Annotated in this window: 15 protein-coding genes; 6 read left to right on the plus strand and 9 right to left on the minus strand. The window is 72.2% G+C overall.

Features of this window, described 5'->3' with window-relative positions:
* Positions 1-13: 13 nt before the first annotated feature.
* From prcB to arc, 6 genes are all read right to left on the minus strand, one after another.
* Positions 14-853: a proteasome subunit beta gene (gene prcB / locus ACIA5A_RS18200; protein WP_396763232.1), complete on the minus strand. Its 840-nt coding sequence runs from the start codon at positions 851-853 to the stop codon at positions 14-16.
* On the minus strand, positions 772-1,458 hold the full coding sequence (locus tag ACIA5A_RS18205) for an endonuclease VII domain-containing protein (RefSeq protein ID WP_396763234.1): 687 nt from the start codon (positions 1,456-1,458) through the stop codon (positions 772-774). Before ACIA5A_RS18205 ends, prcB begins: the two co-directional genes overlap by 82 nt.
* A gap of 22 nt (positions 1,459-1,480) precedes the next feature.
* The gene (locus ACIA5A_RS18210; protein WP_181568146.1) at positions 1,481-1,687 is read right to left on the minus strand and encodes a ubiquitin-like protein Pup; all 207 of its coding nucleotides are present in this window, start codon (positions 1,685-1,687) and stop codon (positions 1,481-1,483) included.
* Positions 1,688-1,794: 107 nt separating this feature from the next.
* Positions 1,795-3,312, minus strand: a complete 1,518-nt coding sequence (dop, locus tag ACIA5A_RS18215; protein ID WP_396763238.1) for a depupylase/deamidase Dop — start codon at positions 3,310-3,312, stop codon at positions 1,795-1,797.
* Between the two features lie 136 nt (positions 3,313-3,448).
* On the minus strand, positions 3,449-4,219 hold the full coding sequence (locus ACIA5A_RS18220; RefSeq protein WP_396763241.1) for a hypothetical protein: 771 nt from the start codon (positions 4,217-4,219) through the stop codon (positions 3,449-3,451).
* A 95-nt stretch (positions 4,220-4,314) separates the two neighbouring features.
* Complete coding sequence (gene arc / locus ACIA5A_RS18225; RefSeq protein WP_396763244.1) at positions 4,315-6,096, minus strand: proteasome ATPase; 1,782 nt, start codon at positions 6,094-6,096, stop codon at positions 4,315-4,317.
* A gap of 177 nt (positions 6,097-6,273) precedes the next feature.
* Here arc and ACIA5A_RS18230 point away from each other — a divergent pair, with 177 nt between their 5' ends.
* The gene (locus ACIA5A_RS18230) at positions 6,274-6,567 is read left to right on the plus strand and encodes a ferredoxin (protein WP_396763247.1); all 294 of its coding nucleotides are present in this window, start codon (positions 6,274-6,276) and stop codon (positions 6,565-6,567) included.
* 44 nt (positions 6,568-6,611) lie between these two features.
* Here ACIA5A_RS18230 and ACIA5A_RS18235 read toward each other — a convergent pair whose 3' ends face one another.
* From ACIA5A_RS18235 to ACIA5A_RS18245, 3 genes are all read right to left on the minus strand, one after another.
* Positions 6,612-7,184, minus strand: coding sequence for a hypothetical protein (locus ACIA5A_RS18235; RefSeq protein WP_181568142.1), 573 nt, complete (start codon positions 7,182-7,184; stop codon positions 6,612-6,614).
* 152 nt (positions 7,185-7,336) lie between these two features.
* Positions 7,337-8,281, minus strand: coding sequence for a tRNA (adenine-N1)-methyltransferase (locus tag ACIA5A_RS18240; RefSeq protein ID WP_396763251.1), 945 nt, complete (start codon positions 8,279-8,281; stop codon positions 7,337-7,339).
* On the minus strand, positions 8,278-9,336 hold the full coding sequence (locus ACIA5A_RS18245; protein WP_396763480.1) for a M50 family metallopeptidase: 1,059 nt from the start codon (positions 9,334-9,336) through the stop codon (positions 8,278-8,280). Before ACIA5A_RS18245 ends, ACIA5A_RS18240 begins: the two co-directional genes overlap by 4 nt.
* 165 nt (positions 9,337-9,501) lie before the next feature.
* On the opposite strand from ACIA5A_RS18245, the gene ACIA5A_RS18250 reads away from it, so the two are divergent.
* The 5 genes from ACIA5A_RS18250 to ACIA5A_RS18270 all read left to right on the plus strand — a co-directional run bounded on the left by ACIA5A_RS18250 (position 9,502) and on the right by ACIA5A_RS18270 (position 15,546).
* Positions 9,502-10,416: a RecB family exonuclease gene (locus ACIA5A_RS18250; protein WP_396763254.1), complete on the plus strand. Its 915-nt coding sequence runs from the start codon at positions 9,502-9,504 to the stop codon at positions 10,414-10,416.
* A 78-nt stretch (positions 10,417-10,494) separates the two neighbouring features.
* On the plus strand, positions 10,495-11,292 hold the full coding sequence (locus ACIA5A_RS18255; protein ID WP_396763257.1) for a sensor histidine kinase: 798 nt from the start codon (positions 10,495-10,497) through the stop codon (positions 11,290-11,292).
* Positions 11,289-11,972 (plus strand): response regulator, encoded by a 684-nt coding sequence (locus ACIA5A_RS18260; RefSeq protein WP_396763260.1) that lies wholly within the window; start codon positions 11,289-11,291, stop codon positions 11,970-11,972. The genes ACIA5A_RS18255 and ACIA5A_RS18260 overlap by 4 nt, the downstream gene beginning before the upstream one ends.
* Positions 11,973-12,229: 257 nt before the next feature.
* The gene (locus tag ACIA5A_RS18265; RefSeq protein ID WP_396763263.1) at positions 12,230-12,997 is read left to right on the plus strand and encodes an ABC transporter ATP-binding protein; all 768 of its coding nucleotides are present in this window, start codon (positions 12,230-12,232) and stop codon (positions 12,995-12,997) included.
* A complete protein-coding gene (locus tag ACIA5A_RS18270; RefSeq protein ID WP_396763266.1) occupies positions 12,997-15,546 on the plus strand; it encodes an ABC transporter permease in 2,550 nt (849 codons plus the stop codon). The genes ACIA5A_RS18265 and ACIA5A_RS18270 overlap by 1 nt, the downstream gene beginning before the upstream one ends.
* The last annotated feature ends 35 nt before the right edge of the window (positions 15,547-15,581 follow it).

Genomic DNA, 15,581 nt, shown 5'->3' on the forward strand with positions numbered 1-15,581 from the left:
GGTGGGAGCGGGGTCAGCCGCCCGGGTTCTCCATCCGGCCGGACACCACGCCCTCCGCGATCGTCGCCGTCTCGGCGTCGGTCAGCCGGTGGGTGCCGTCGGCCGTCGCGGTCATCACGACCGGGTAGATCCGCCGGGTCAGGTCGGGACCGCCGGTGGCGGTGTCGTCGTCCGCCGCGTCGTAGAGCGCCTCGACGGCCAGTCGCGTCGCGTCGTCGATCGACAGGCCGGCCCGGAAACGCTTCTTCAGCGCCGACTTGGCGAACAGCGAACCGGAGCCGATCGCGTCGTAGCCGGTCTCCTCGTAGGGACCACCGGTGACGTCGAAGCTGAAGATCCGGCCGGCCCGGGCCGGGTCGCTCGCGGCCAGGTCGAAGCCGGCGAACAGCGGCACCACCGCCAGGCCCTGCATGGCCGCGCCCAGGTTACCCCGGATCATCGACGCCAGCCGGTTGGCCTTGCCGTCGAGCGAGAGCATCGCGCCCTCGATCTTCTCGTAGTGCTCCAGCTCCACCTGGAACAGTCGCATCAGCTCGATGCCGATGCCCGCCGTGCCCGCGATGCCGACCAGCGAGTAGGCGTCGGCCGGGTGCACCTTCTCGATGTCGCGCTGGGCGATCAGGTTGCCCATGGTGGCCCGCCGGTCGCCGGCCATGACCACGCCGCCCGCGGCGGAGATGGCCACGATCGTGGTGGCGTGCGGCGCCAGGTCGGCGGCCATGCCGGGCGGCAGCGGCCGACGGCCGGGCAGCATCTCGGGGGCCGCCTTGCTCAGGAACGTGGTGAAGGAGGACGTCCCCGCGTTGGTGAACACATCTGGAAGACGCCCGGATGGATCAAAACCCGCTGCCACGTGGTTCCTCTCAGGTATGTGATCGCCCCGGCCAGGGTGTCGAGGTCGTCCTTGGACTGGCCGAGACCGCCGTTGCAGTTGAAGCAGAGTATCCCGCGCACCCATCCGGTGCGATGATCGTGGTCCAGATGTTCCGGATCGGGACGCCGACAGATCGCGCACCGACCGCCCTGCTCGGCCAGCAGCTCCTGGAACTCCTTCTCACCGACCCCGTAGCGGCGACGCAGGTGGTACTCCCGGCTGCCGCCGTAGAGACGCAGCCTCGTCTCCTTGGTTTTCTCGTTACGGCACGGCTTGCAGTACCGGCCGTAGCCTCCTCGGCCCGATCGGTTGCGCGGAAAGTCGTCCAACCTCTTCGTCTCGCCGCACGTCGGGCAACGACGGTGGCCGTCCGGGACCGTCGGAAGCTCGCGCACCTCTCGTCCGTGCTTCTCCTTCAGGCGCTTGGCATAGCTCGCCTTCGAGCGGAGGTTGAAGCACGGTTTGCAGTAGCTGCCGCGCCCATCGGGCCGTCTGCTGCTGACACAGAACTCGTCGAGCGGCTTCCACTCGTCACAGTCACGACAACGACGGCGGCCATCCCGGTCGTCGAGCTTCTTGGCCATGTCCGTTTTGCCCGGCTATGCACTATTGGCCCCCTTTCTGAACGTAGCCCCTCACAAATTCTTCCGCGTTCTCCTCCAGGACGGAGTCGATCTCGTCGAGCAGGTCGTCGACGTCCTCGGTGATCTCGGCGTGCCGCTCGGCCACCTCGGGATTGGCCTGAGCGGTGACCTCCTCGACCTCCTCGTGGGACTTGCCGGACTGGGTCTGCCCACCCTCTTGTGCCGCCATGGTGGTGCCTCCTCCACGATCGCCTGCGATCAACTTACCTCGCACGGACGACGAAAGGCCCGTCGCGCGCCGGGTTCCGGCACTCGACGGGCCTTCCGGCATCCTGGTCAGCCGCCGGTGAGCATCTCCAGCAGGTCCTTGGCGCTCTCGCACCTGTCGAAGAGCTTGCCGACGTGCACCTTGGTGCCCCGCTCGGGCTCCATCATCGGCACCCGGACCAGCGACTCGCGGCCCACGTCGAAGATGACCGAGTCCCAGCTCGCGGCGACCACCTCGGAGGCATAGCGGTCCAGGCAGCGGCCGCGGAAGTAGGCCCGGGTGTCCTCCGGCGGCTCGGTCATCGCGGCGCGGGTCTGCTCGTCGGTCAGCAGCGTCTTCATCGAGCCGCGCTGGACCAGCCGGTGGTAGAGGCCCTTCTCCGGCCGCACGTCGGAATACTGCAGGTCGACCAGTTGCAGCTTGTGCGAACCCCAGCCGAGCTTCTCCCGCTCCCGGTAGCCCTCCAGCAGCCGCAGCTTGGCCACCCAGTCCAGCTCGTCGGCGCACTCGAAGGCGTCGCGGCCGAGCCGGTCCAGCACGCTCTCCCAGCGGTCCAGCACGTCGGCGGTCTGCGCGTCCACGTCCTGGCCGTAGCGGTCGTCCACGAAGGAACGGACCCGGTCGAGGTAGGCCCACTGCACGTCTAGCGCGGTCAGACGGCGACCGTCGCGCATCCGCATGAGGTGCTTCAGCGACGGGTCGTGGCTCACCGCGCGCAGCTCGGCGACCGGGTCGGCGATGCCCAGGTCCGCGCCGAGCGCCTTCTCCTCGATCATGGCGAGGATCAGCGAGGTGGTGCCCACCTTGAGGAAGGTGGAGATTTCGGAGAGGTTGGCGTCACCGATGATGACGTGCAGCCGGCGGTACTTGTCGGCGTCCGCGTGCGGCTCGTCGCGGGTGTTGATGATGGGCCGCTTGAGCGTGGTCTCCAGCCCGACCTCGACCTCGAAGAAGTCGGCGCGCTGGGAGATCTGGAAGCCGCTCTGGCCGCCGTCCTGGCCGATGCCGACGCGGCCGGCGCCGCAGACGATCTGCCGCGTGACGAAGAACGGCGTCAGGTACGCCACGATGTCGGCGAACGGCGTCTGCCGGCGCATCAGGTAGTTCTCGTGGGAGCCGTAGCTGGCGCCCTTGTTGTCGGTGTTGTTCTTGTAGAGGTGGATGGGATGGGTGCCCGGGATGGTGGCGGCCCGGCGGGCGGCCTCGGCCATCACCCGCTCCCCCGCCTTGTCCCAGCGCACCACGTCCAGCGGCGTGGTCACCTCGGGGGTGGAGTATTCGGGGTGGGCGTGGTCGACGTAGAGCCGGGCGCCGTTGGTGAGTATCACGTTGGCGAGCCCGAGGTCCTCGTCGGCGAGCGCCTCGGCCGGGTCGTAGGCCGCCCCGGAGTAGGTGAATCCGCGGGCGTCGCGCAGCGGCGACTCCTCCTCGTAGTCCCAGCGTGCCCGCCCGCCCCGGTTGAGTTCGGGTCGTGCTCCGTAGGCGTTGACCACCTGCGACGAGGTGACCATCGGGTTGGCTCCGGCCTGGCCGGGCACGGAGATGCCGTACTCGACCTCGGTGCCCATGATCCGTCTGACGCTCATCGACCTGCCCGCTCCGCTCGCCGTCGAGTTCCCCGTCACGTCGAGCGTAGTCGGCGCGTGGACGGTAGGTGGTGTGCCGGGCCCGGGGCGGCCCGGCCGGAGCGGGGTTCCGCCCCGGCCGGCCGGGTGTCGCGGGTCAGAAGAAGCGGTACATCTCGGCCGCCGCCGGCTCGGTCTCCGACGCCTTCGGGGCGGTGATGGTGACCGGCTCGCCGAAGCTGTGCATCTTCATCTCGTTGTCGACCTTCCCGGCGGCCGTGTCGAACGTGTACGTGAGCAGGGTGAGCCGGCCCGCGTCGTCGAGCGTGGCCTCGAACGGCACCGACTTGGTCCTGAGCACCTTGAACGCGTTCCGCAGCGTCCCCCGCTCGCTCTCGCTGGAGGCGGCCGCGACGGCCTTGTCGGGGTCGGCGACACCGGTGTAGCGGCCGTCGCCGGCCGGCTCGGCGGAGACCACCCCGCCGAGGATGCCGGCCTGCGCCCGGATGTCGAGGCCCTGGGCGAGCTGGCCGTCGGGGCGCAGCCGCTTGCGGTCTAGCTTGAGCCAGCGCTTGCTCTCGGACTTGTCCTGCTGGACGTAAACGGCGTCGGCGGTGACGACCATGCTGACCGGCTCGGGGGTGGCCATGTCCAGCGTCATGCCGCCGGTGGCGGGGTCGAGCGCGGAGCGCATGGTGATGGTCTGGTTGCCCGCCTTGATGGTGACGTCCATCTTGACGGACTTCTCCAGGCTGCGCTGGAAGCCCTGCCGGATCGCGGCGGGCGCCTCGGCGGCGGTGGGCGTGGAGGCGGACGCCGAGGCCGACGGCGGGGCGGCCGGGTCGGATGCGGGGTCGGTGGAGGTGCCGCAGGCGGCGAGCAGGACCGTCAGAGACACGGCCAGGGCCGGGACAAGTGATCTACGCACGGGTGCAGACCCTAGCGGGCGGGGTCGGTCCGCGTCGCCCCGGAAACGACCGACCGGGACGGCGCCTGCGTGGCGCCGCCCCGGTGGGGTCGGTCTCAGAGGTACTGGCCGGTGTTGCTGGCGGTCTCGATGGACCGGCCGGCCTCGGTGCCCTTGCCGCCGGAGACGAGCGTGCGGATGTAGACGATCCGTTCGCCCTTCTTGCCGGAGATGCGCGCCCAGTCGTCGGGGTTGGTGGTGTTGGGCAGGTCCTCGTTCTCGCGGAACTCGTCGACGCACGCGTCGAGCAGGTGCTGCAGGCGTAGCCCCTTGCGCCCGGAGGTGAGGAACTCCTTGATGGCCATCTTCTTGCCCCGGTCGACGATGTTCTGGATCATCGCGCCGGAGTTGAAGTCCTTGAAGTAGAGGACTTCCTTGTCGCCGTTGGCGTAGGTGACCTCGAGGAAGCGGTTCTCCTCGGTCTCCGAGTACATCCGGAGGACCACGGCGTCGATCATGGCGGCCACGGTGGCCCGCGTGTCGCTGCCGTGTTCGGCCAGGTCGTCGGCGTGCAGCGGCAGGTCGGCGAGGACGTACTTGGAGAAGATGTCCTTGGCCGCCTCGGCGTCCGGCCGCTCGATCTTGATCTTCACGTCGAGCCGGCCCGGGCGCAGGATCGCCGGGTCGATCATGTCTTCCCGGTTGGAGGCGCCGATGACGATGACGTTCTCCAGGCCCTCCACGCCGTCGATCTCGCTGAGCAACTGCGGGACGATGGTGTTCTCCACGTCGGAGGAGACGCCGGAGCCACGGGTACGGAAGATCGAGTCCATCTCGTCGAAGAACACGATCACCGGGGTGCCCTCGCCGGCCTTCTCCCGGGCTCGCTGGAAGATCAGCCGGATGTGCCGCTCGGTCTCGCCGACGTACTTGTTGAGCAGCTCGGGGCCCTTGATGTTGAGGAAGAAGCTGGTGTGCTTCTCCTCACCGCGACGCTCGGCGATCTTCTTGGCCAGGGAGTTGGCCACCGCCTTGGCGATGAGCGTCTTGCCGCAGCCGGGCGGACCGTAGAGCAGGATGCCCTTCGGCGGCCGGAGCTGGTGCTCGCGGAACAGGTCGGCGTGCAGGAACGGCAGTTCCACCGCGTCGCGGATCTGCTCGATCTGCGACTGGAGGCCACCGATGTCCTCGTAGTCGACGTCGGGCACCTCCTCCAGGACCAGTTCCTCGACCTCGCTCTTCGGGATCCGCTCGTACGCGTACGCCGAGCGGGGCTCGATCATGAGCGAGTCGCCGGCCCGGATCGTGCTGCCGATCAGGGTCTCGGCGAGGTGCACGATCCGCTCCTCGTCCGAGTGAGACACCACGAGCGCCCGGTCACCCGGAGCGCCGTCGGGACCCACCAGGATCTCCTTGAGCATCACCACCTCGCCGACCCGCTCGTAGCCGAACGCGTCGACGATGTTGAGCGCGTCGTTGAGCAGGACCTCCTGGCCCCGACGCAGCTCGTCGACCTCCAGCGAGGGCGAGACGGCGACCCGGAGCTTGCGCCCGCCGGTGAACACGTCCACCGTGCCGTCGTCGTGCCTCGCCAGGAAGACGCCGTAGCCGCTCGGCGGCTGCGCGAGTCGGTCGATCTCCTCCTTGAGCGTCACGATCTGCGCGCGAGCCTCCTTGAGGGTGCTCACGAGCCGCTCGTTGTTCTCGTTCAGCCGGGCCAACTGCGCCTGGGTGGCGGCCAGCCGCTCTTCGAGCTGCCGGACGTGTCGGGGGCTTTCGGTCAACTTGCGTCGCACCAGAGCGAGTTCCTCTTGCAGGAACGCGACCTGCGTGGAGAGATCGTGGGCTTCCTTCTCCCACCGTGCGGCGCGCGAGTCCGCGTCGTCGCTGCGTGCCACGTCCCACCTCCCCGGGGGGCTTGAACGTTCTGAGCTAACACTAGCCGCTATGAGCCCGATTCGGTCCTCCGCAACGCGCTCGTCACCGAAGCTTGATCGCCAAGGGCTGGTCGACGGGTGGGTACGGGCGTTCGGGTACCGTCGGAGTCCGGGACGGGAGAACATGGGGGGTGCTTCGTGACCGACGTCGCGACCGACCAGTTGCAGGTCTGGGTGGACCAGGATCTCTGCACGGGTGACGGGCTCTGCGTGCAGTACGCGCCGGAGGTCTTCGAGTTCGACGTCGACGGCCTGGCGTACGTCAAGGGCGCCGACGGTGAGCTGCGGCTGGCCCCGGGCGCCCGGGTGGACGTGCCGGAGCACCTGCGCCTCGAGGTGATCGACTCGGCGAAGGAGTGCCCGGGCGAGTGCATCCACGTGGTGCGGGGCCGCGACGGCGTCGAGGTGGCCGGCCCGGAGGCCGACGACTGAGAGCGGCGCGGCGGGCCGGGGCGCATCCCCGGCCCGCCCTCGTCTCAGAGCATGGGACGGCCGACGACCGAGGCGACCAGCCGGGCGAACTCCTCCAGCCGGGTGATCTGCCCGGCGCCGCCGTCGTCGAGCGTCTTGCCGAAGCGCAGCGCGTCGTGCCGGGGCGTGCCCACCGCCTCGTCGCTCGGCGGTGCCTCGTCCAGCGAGCTGAGCAGCAGGTAGACGTCGATGCTGTCGACCCGGACCGTGCCGTCGTCGGCGCGGGTGAGCCGGCGCCGGCAGCCGACCTCGGTGACCGTGGAGACCGGCACCACGCGCAGCGACGAGGTCATCGCGCCCGGTGGCCCCTCCCCCGGCGGGACGTCCTCGCCGTGCCAGAGCACCAGCCGGCTGCCGTCGCAGACGACGACCTCCTGCCACACCCCGTTGACCTCGTTGACGAAGCGTTCCAGAGTGAAGCCGAGCACCGAGGCGCCCCGCAGCACCCCACCGAGCGCCTCCAGGGCGATGTCCGGGTCACGCAGGTAGGCCCGGGCGGCCGACTCCAGGTCGGCGTAGGGCGACCAGTCGGGGAAGACGGCGGGCATCTCGCCGTTGCCGTAGCCGGGACTGCTCACGCCACCTCCCGTCGGCCCGCGCCGCCGTCGCCGGGGCGGACGCCCCGACCGCCCCGCGCCCCGATCCGCTCCCTCATGCTTACCGTCTCCGGTGTCGTCGTCCCCACGGGCACACATGATTCCCCCGCCCGCGGTGGTTCGCGCGCCGGGGGTCAGGACTCCTCGGGTTCCTCCGCCGACCGGGCCGCCGCGGCGGCGCGCAGGGCGTCCCGGCGCTGCGCGTACGCCTCGGCGCCCTTGCTGGGCTTGCGGCGGCGCGGCGGCGCGGTGACCCCGGGGGCGAGCTTGCGCGCGGAGACCAGGAACGCGGTGTGCGCGATCATGCGGTGGTCGGGCCGGACCGCCAGCCCCTCGGCGTGCCAGTCGCGGACCATCGACTCCCAGGCGCGCGGCTCGGTCCAGCCGCCGCGCTCGCGCAGCGCCTCGACCAGCTCGGAGAGCTGCGGGGTGGTGGCCACGTAGCCGATCAGCACGCCGCCGGGGACCAGGGCCCGCTCGACCATGTCGAGCATCTCCCACGGGGTGAGCATGTCCAGGATGATCCGGTCGAAGCCGGTCTCGGCGCAGGTGGCGACGTCGCCGACGTGCAGCCGCCACGCCGGGTGCGGGCCGTTGAAGAACGCCTCGACGTTGCGCCGGGCGATCTGGGCGAAGTCGTCGCGCAGCTCGAAGGAGTGCAGCTCACCCTCGGTGCCGACGGCGCGCAGCAGCGAGCAGGACAGCGCGCCCGAGCCGGCGCCGGCCTCCAGCACCTTGGCGCCCGGGAAGATGTCGCCCATGGCGACGATCTGCGCGGAGTCCTTCGGGTAGATCACCTGGGCGCCGCGTGGCATGGAGAGCACGTAGTCCGACAGCAGCGGCCGCAGCGCGAGGAAGGCGGTGCCGCCGCCGGCGGTGGTGACCACGCTGCCGTCGGGCAGGCCGATCAGCGTGTCGTGCTTGAGGATGCCCCGGTGGGTGTGGAACTCCTTGCCGGGCTCCAGCGTCACGGTGTGCATCCGGCCCTTCGGGTCGGTCAGCTGGACCCGGTCGCCGGGCCGGAACGGCCCGCGGTGCACCGGAGGCAGCGCCGGGACGGTGGAGAGCTCTGCGGTCACGTGTTCGTCTTCCGTTTCGGTTCGAGGAGCTGGGCGAGATCCGCGATGTGCAGCACGCCGACCACATCTTCGCCTGCCGTCACCGGGTACTGCGCGCCCGGGTGGGTGCGGACGGTCTCCAGGACCCGTTCGCCGTCCGCCGCGACCGGCAGGGTGGGCAGGTCGGCGAGGCCGCGGGCCACCTCGTCCACCGCGAGCCACGGCCGCCGGTCCGGGGGTACGGCGGCGGCGCGGGCCGGGTCGACGAGTGCCAGCGTACGGCCGGTGGAGTCGACGACGGCGAGCGCCGCGTCGGGTGTGCCGGCCTCGTCGCGGCGGCGTTGCGCCTCGGCCAGCGGGGTGCCGGTGGGCACCGGCAGCAGCGGGCGGGCCAGCCGGGACAGGTCGACCAGGTGCAGCCGGCGGCCGATGCGGGCCAGCCGGATGGACTGCCCGGCGCCGCGCCACAGCGTCAACGCGACAAGCAGGAGCAGCGGCAGGGCCAGCGGGGCGAGCGCCCGCCGCAGGGTGAGCACCACCACCAGGGCGAGCGTGCCGAGGGCGACCGCCCGGCCGACCCAGCCGGCCACCTCGGTGCCCCGGTGCCGGTCGCGGGTGAGCGCCCAGACCGCCGCGCGCAGCGCGCGCCCGCCGTCCAGCGGCAGGCCGGGCAGGCTGTTGAAGATCGCCACCACCACGTTGCTGACCGCGAGCTGGAAGGCGAGCTGGTGGCCGAGCGTGCCGGCGGGCAGGGTGAGCGTGGCGGCGACCGCGCCGGCGCCGAGCACCGCGGACACGGCCGGCCCGGCCAGGGAGATCAGCAGCTCGATCCGGGGGGTCGGGGCGTCGCGGTCCATCTCGGTGTAGCCGCCGAGCAGCTCCAGCGTGATCCCCCGCACACCGATGCCGTAGCGGCGGGCGGTGAGCGCGTGGCCCAGCTCGTGCAGCAGCACGGAGCCGAGCAGCGAGACCACGAAGCCGAGGCCGACCAGGTAGCCGCCGAGCTGCCCGAGGTCGAGCTGGCGGCGGGCCAGGGCCGCGTAGAGCACGGTGACCACGACCGTGAGCAGCAGCATCGAGGCGTCGGCGCGCAGCGGCACGCCGAAGACCCGGCCGAGGCTGAGCCCGCGCCGGCGCGGTCGTCGGGTCCGCCGCTGCACTCCGGCGATGCTACGCGGGACGGATCATGACCCGGTGCGGCGACCGCGGCGGTGTCACACCGGTGGCCTAACCTTCCGGACATGACGGCGGAATCGGTGATCGACGCGCAGGGCGAGCAGACGGTGGCGCGGGCGCCGGGCACGGTGCGGGCGTCGCTGTCGCCGTCGCGCGCGGCCGACTTCAAGACCTGCCCGCTGCTCTACCGCTTCCGCAGCATCGACCGGCTGCCCGAGCGCCCCACCGTCGAGCAGGCCCGGGGCACGCTGGTGCACGCGGTGCTGGAGCGGCTGTTCGACCTGCCGGCCCCGGCGCGCACCCCGGAGTCGGCCGGCGACCTGGTCTCCCCGCAGTGGGATCGGCTGGTCACCGAGGAGCCGGAGCTGGCGACGTTGTTCGCCGACGGCGACGCGGTCGGCCTGGACGGTTTCCTCCGCTCGGCGGCCGGGCTGTTGGAGGGCTACTTCGCGGTGGAGGACCCGCGCCGGCTGGAGCCGGCCGAGCGCGAGGCGCTGATCTCCGCGGTGGTCGACGACGAGCTGCTCATCCGGGGCTATCTCGACCGCCTCGACGTGGCGCCGGACGGCGCGCTGCGGGTGGTCGACTACAAGACCGGCGGCGCGCCGCGCGAGGCGTTCGAGGCGCGGGCGCTGTTCCAGCTCAAGTTCTACGCGCTGGTGCTGTGGCGCACCCGGGGCGTGGTGCCGCGGGTGCTGCGCCTGCTCTACCTCAAGGACGCCGAGGTCTGCGACTACGCCCCCGACGCCGAGGAGCTGGTCCGCTTCGAGCGCACGGTGGTGGCGTTGTGGCGGGCGATCGAGCAGGCCACCGCCCGGCAGGATTTCCGGCCCCGGCCGAGCCGGCTCTGCGACTGGTGCAGCCACCAGTCGCGGTGCCCGAGCTTCGGCGGCACCCCGCCGCCGTTCCCGGTGGCCGCCGCGCCCGACCCGCTCGTCGACGCCCGCTCCCGGCCGGCCACCCCGGGGGCCGACGAGTGAGGCTCCTCCTCGGGGAGGAGACGGGGTTCGGCTGCGGCGACGACGAGGCGGGCGGCGCGGCGGCCTAGCGTCGCAGGCATGACCGACCGGTTACCGGCCCGGCGGATGCGGGACACGCTGCTCACCGCCGCGCTGGCCTACGCGCTGGGCCGCGCGACGCAGGCCCGACGGGCCGCCCGGGCGCGCTCGCGGGCCGGCGCCGGGGCGGGGGTGCTCGCCGAGGAGCGGCGTCGGATCGCCGGGGAGCTGCACGACCTGGTGGCCCACCAGGTCGCCGCGATGGAGGTGCTGGCCGCCGGCGCGCGCCGGGCGCTGCGCCGCGATCCCGGTGCGGCGGACGGGGCGCTGGCCGCGGTCGAGGACACCGGCCGGGCGGCCCTGCGCGAGCTGCACCGCCTGCTGCGCGTGCTGCGCGCCGACGCCGGTCCGGCGGCCGACCTGGCGCCGCAGCCCGGCCTGGCCGGCATCGCCACGCTGGTCGGCGCGGCCCGCGACGCCGGGCTGCCGGTCACGGTGCGCACTCGTGGCGCGCTCGGGCCGGTGCCGGACGGGGTGGCGCTGGCCGCGTACCGGGTGGTGCAGGAGGCGCTGCGCAACGTGCTGCGGCACGCCGGCCCGGCCACCGCGCTGGTCCGGCTCGCCGCCGGCGAGGGCTCGCTGACGGTGGAGGTGACCGACACCGGGCGCGGCCCGGGACCGACCGACCGGATCGGGCACGGCCTGGTCGGTATGCGGGAGCGGGTGGCCCTCTACGGTGGGATCCTGCGGACCGGCCCGACGCCGGGCGGCGGTTTCCGGGTGTACGCCCGGATCCCGCTGGACCCGGCCGGCCCGGTCCCGGCCCGACCGCCCGGCCCGACGAGGGGACACCCATGACCGACGCCGCCGCGACCCGACCGGTGCGGGTGCTGCTCGCCGACGACCAGCCACTGCTGCGGACCGGGTTCCGGATGGTGCTCGGCGTCGAGGACGACCTGGACATCGTGGGTGAGGCCGGCGACGGCGCGGAGGCGGTGGAGCTGTCCCGGCGGCTGCTGCCGGACGTGGTGCTGATGGACATCCGGATGCCACGGATGGACGGGGTGGCCGCGACCCGGGCGATCGTGGACGCCCGGCTGCCGGTGCGGGTGCTGGTGCTGACCACGTTCGAGCTGGACGAGTACGTGGTCGGGGCGTTGCGCGCCGGGGCGAGCGGGTTCCTGGCCAAGGACGTGCCGGCGGAGGACCTGGTCACCGCGATCCGGACGGTGGCGGCCGGGGAGGCGGTGGTGGCGCCGCGGATCCTGCGCCGGCTGCTGGACCGCTTCGCCGACGTGCTGCCCGACCCGGCGACCGCCGCGCCGCCGGTGCTGGACGCGCTGACCGACCGGGAGCGGGAGGTGCTGGTGCAGGTGGCGCGCGGGCTGTCCAACGCGGAGATCGCCCGCGAGCTGTCGGTCAGCGAGACCACGGTCAAGACCCACGTCGGGCACATGTTGACCAAGCTGCGGCTGCGCGACCGGGTGCAGGCCGTGGTGCTGGCGTACGAGACGGGGCTGGTCCGGCCCGGCAAATAGGTGGCGGCGCTCACGTACCGTGACCAACGGCGGCGGTACGGGGTTGACCATGACGCGACGTGAGGTCCTACCGTCGGCGCCGCCGGCCGGTCAGGGATCACCCTGACCCGTTCTGGGGGGCGACCCCCACCAGAAGTTCGGCACGGATTCCGCCCGGGGTCGGACGGATTCCCGACCGGCGGCACCGAGGATGGAACCGCCGCACCGACCAGCGGGGGCGGTGCGGATCTCGAAGGCAGACGGAAGAGGTAGATGACGTGACCGCGACGGTAGGCCGGCAGGCGCAGGCCGCGGCCCGGGCGAACGACGTGTGGAAGGTGTACGGCAGCGGCGAGGCGCAGGTCATCGCGCTGCGGGGGGTGAGCGCCGAGTTCGAACGCGGCCGGTTCACCGCGATCATGGGGCCGTCCGGCTCGGGCAAGTCGACGCTGATGCACTGCCTCGCCGGCCTGGACTCGGTGACCCGGGGCACCGTGATGATCGGCGAGACGACGGTGACCGGGCTGAACGACTCCGGCCTGACGAAGCTGCGCCGCGACAAGGTGGGCTTCATCTTCCAGCAGTTCAACCTGCTGCCCACGCTCACCGCGCAGGAGAACATCCTGCTGCCGCTCTCCATCGCCGGGCGCAAGCCGGACCCGGCCTGGTACGACACGGTGATCGACACGGTCGGGCTGCGGGACCGGCTCGGGCACCGCCCGGCCCAGCTCTCCGGCGGCCAGCAGCAGCGGGTGGCGTGCGCGCGGGCGCTCGTCGCCCGACCCGAGGTGATCTTCGCGGACGAGCCGACCGGCAACCTGGACTCCCGGTCCGGCGCCGAGGTGCTCGCCTTCCTGCGCGACTCGGTGCGCGAGCACGGCCAGACCATCGTCATGGTCACCCACGACCCGACCGCCGCCGCGTACGCCGACCGGGTGGTCTTCCTCGCCGACGGGCAGATCGTCTCGGAGCTGGTCGAGCCGACCGCCGAGACGGTGCTGGACACCATGAAGAAGCTGGACGCCCCGGTCGAGGTGGGCAACTGATGTTGCGGGCAACGCTGAAGAGCCTGCTGGCGCGCAAGCTGCGCCTGCTCCTGTCCGGCCTGGCGGTGGTGCTCGGCGTCATGTTCGTCTCCGGCGCGTTCGTGCTCACCGACACGCTCGGGCGCTCCTTCGACGCGGTCTTCGCCGACGCCTACGCCGACATCGACGTGAACGTGGCGGCGAAGCCGAAGGTCGAGGTCTCCGAGGCCGAGGGCGAGCAGGTGGCCGCCCCGGTGCCGGCGTCGCTCGTGGACCGGGTGAAGGCGGTGCCCGGCGCGGCGGACGTGCGCGGCGTGGTCGCCACCGACGGCGCCCGGCTGATCGGCAGCAACGGCAAGGTGGTCACCTCGTTCGGGCCGCCGCAGCTCGGCGAGAACTGGCTCGGCGAGGGTGACCTGGTGAAGCTGCGCGAGGGGCGCGGCCCGCAGGCCGACGACGAGATCGTGGTCAACGCCGCGCTGGCGAAGGCGGCGAACGTGAAGGTCGGCGACCGGGTCGGCGTGCTGACGCTGGCGCCGAAGAAGGAGTTCACGCTGGTCGGCGTGTTCGGCTACAGCGGCGGCCGGGACTCCGTCGGCGGCGCGAACGAGGTCGCCTTCACCACCCCTGTGGCGCAGCGGCTGATGCTCGGCAAGCCGGACGTGTTCTCCAACATCAGCGCGCGGGCCGCCGACGGCACCACGCCGGAGGCGCTGCGCGACGAGGTGTCCCGCGCGCTCGGCGGCGCCTACGACGTGAAGACCGGCAAGCAGCTCGCCGACAGCGCCTCGGCCGGGTTGAAGGAGGGGCTGTCCTTCTTCAACAAGATCCTGCTCGGGTTCGCCGCGGTGGCGCTGCTGGTGGGCACGTTCCTGATCCTCAACACGTTCTCCATCATCGTGGCCCAGCGCACCCGCGAGCTGGCCCTGATGCGGGCCATCGGCGCGAGCGGCCGGCAGGTCATCGGCTCGGTGGTGCTGGAGGCGGTGGCGGTCGGCCTGATCGCCTCGGTGCTCGGGCTGGCCGCCGGCATCGGGGTGGGCGCGCTGCTGGCGTACCTGTTCGGGAAGCTGGCCGGCGGTCTGAGCCTGGCCGGGCTCGGCGTGCCGGCGGCGGCGGTGATCGGCGCGTTCGGCGTCGGTCTGGTCATCACGGTGGTCGCGGCGCTGTTGCCGGCGCTGCGGGCCGCGCGCATCCCGCCGATCGCGGCGATGCAGGACGTGGCGACGCCGGACCGGCCGCTGACCAAGGTGACGATCGGCGGCGCGGTGGTCACCGGCATCGGCGCGGTGCTGCTCTTCCTCGGCCTCAGCGGCAACGCCGGCGGCAACACCCTCGCGACGATCCTCGGCGGCGTGCTGTTCGCGTTCATCGGGGTGGCGCTGCTGACGCCGGTGATCAGCCGGCCGGTGGTGTCGCTGCTCGGCACGATCTTCTCCTGGTCGGTGCCGGGGAAACTGGGCCGGCTCAACTCGGGCCGCAACCCGCGCCGCACCGCGATCACCGCCGCCGCGCTGATGGTCGGCATCGCGCTGGTGACAGGCGTGACGGTGATCCTGGACTCGGCGAAGGGCAGCATCAGCGCGCTCGCCGAGGACACCATCAAGGCCGAGCTGGTGATCTCCGGCGCCTCGTCCGGGCCGCGCCCGGCGAGCTTCGACGCGGCGGTGCTGGAGAAGACCGCGGCGATCCCCGGGGTGCGGCTGGTCGACGGCGAGTACGGCGACATGGCCACCGTCGGCGGCGAGCGCACCTGGGTGGCGGCGTCCAGCAACGTGGCCGCGCTGGAGCAGATCTTCGGGGCGAAGGCCACCTCCGGTGACATCGGCCGACTGGCCCCGGACCAGATGCTGCTCAGCTCGGACACCGCGAAGGCGCGCAAGCTGACCGTCGGGTCGTCCGTGCCGGTGCAACTGTCGCGCGGCGACACCCGCACCTACACGGTCAGCGGCATCTACGAGAGTTCCCAGCTCACCAACCCGGTGGTGCTGCCACCGCAGGCGACCGCCGACTTCGCCATCCCGCAGCCCATCCAGGGCTTCGTGCAGCTCGACCCGGGCACCTCGGTCGGCGCGGTGCAGCCGCAGGTCGAGCGGTTGCTGGCGGACAGCCCCGAGGTGTCGGTGGCGGACCGGGCGGCGTTCATCAAGCAGCAGACCAGCCAGCTCGACACCCCGCTGCGGATGATCCAGATCCTGTTGGCGCTGGCCATCGTGATCGCGGTGCTGGGCATCATCAACACGCTCGCGCTGTCGGTGCTGGAGCGGACCCGCGAGCTGGGTCTGCTGCGGGCGATCGGCCTGCGCCGGGCGCAGACGATGCGGATGATCACCGTCGAGGCGGTGGTGATCTCGATCTTCGGCGCGCTGCTCGGCGTCGTGGTCGGCACCGGCCTCGGCGCTGCGGTGGTCCGGGCGCTCAAGGACGAGGGGATCACCGACCTGGTCCTGCCCTGGGGCCAGATGGTGACGTTCCTGGTACTGGCGGCGATCATCGGCGTGGTGGCGGCGGTGCTGCCGGCGATCCGCGCCGCCCGGATCAACGTGCTCGGCGCGATCGCCCACGACTGAGGTGCAAGGAAGGGCCCCTTCTTAACGCCTGGCGT

The organism is Micromonospora sp. NPDC051300, assembly GCF_044455315.1.
In the GTDB taxonomy this organism is placed as follows: Bacteria; Actinomycetota; Actinomycetes; order Mycobacteriales; family Micromonosporaceae; genus Micromonospora; species Micromonospora robiginosa.

What these genes read in the sequence shown, in the direction of transcription:
- ACIA5A_RS18260 (WP_396763260.1), top strand. Translation starts at nt 11,289, where the DNA reads ATGACCGACGCCGCCGCGACCCGACCGGTGCGGGTGCTGCTCGCCGAC.
- dop (WP_396763238.1), bottom strand. Translation starts at nt 3,312, where the DNA reads ATGAGCGTCAGACGGATCATGGGCACCGAGGTCGAGTACGGCATCTCC.
- ACIA5A_RS18245 (WP_396763480.1), bottom strand. Translation starts at nt 9,336, where the DNA reads ATGCTGCTGCTCACGGTCGTGGTCACCGTGCTCTACGCGGCCCTGGCC.
- ACIA5A_RS18210 (WP_181568146.1), bottom strand. Translation starts at nt 1,687, where the DNA reads ATGGCGGCACAAGAGGGTGGGCAGACCCAGTCCGGCAAGTCCCACGAG.
- ACIA5A_RS18250 (WP_396763254.1), top strand. Translation starts at nt 9,502, where the DNA reads ATGACGGCGGAATCGGTGATCGACGCGCAGGGCGAGCAGACGGTGGCG.
- ACIA5A_RS18255 (WP_396763257.1), top strand. Translation starts at nt 10,495, where the DNA reads ATGACCGACCGGTTACCGGCCCGGCGGATGCGGGACACGCTGCTCACC.
- ACIA5A_RS18205 (WP_396763234.1), bottom strand. Translation starts at nt 1,458, where the DNA reads ATGGCCAAGAAGCTCGACGACCGGGATGGCCGCCGTCGTTGTCGTGAC.
- ACIA5A_RS18270 (WP_396763266.1), top strand. Translation starts at nt 12,997, where the DNA reads ATGTTGCGGGCAACGCTGAAGAGCCTGCTGGCGCGCAAGCTGCGCCTG.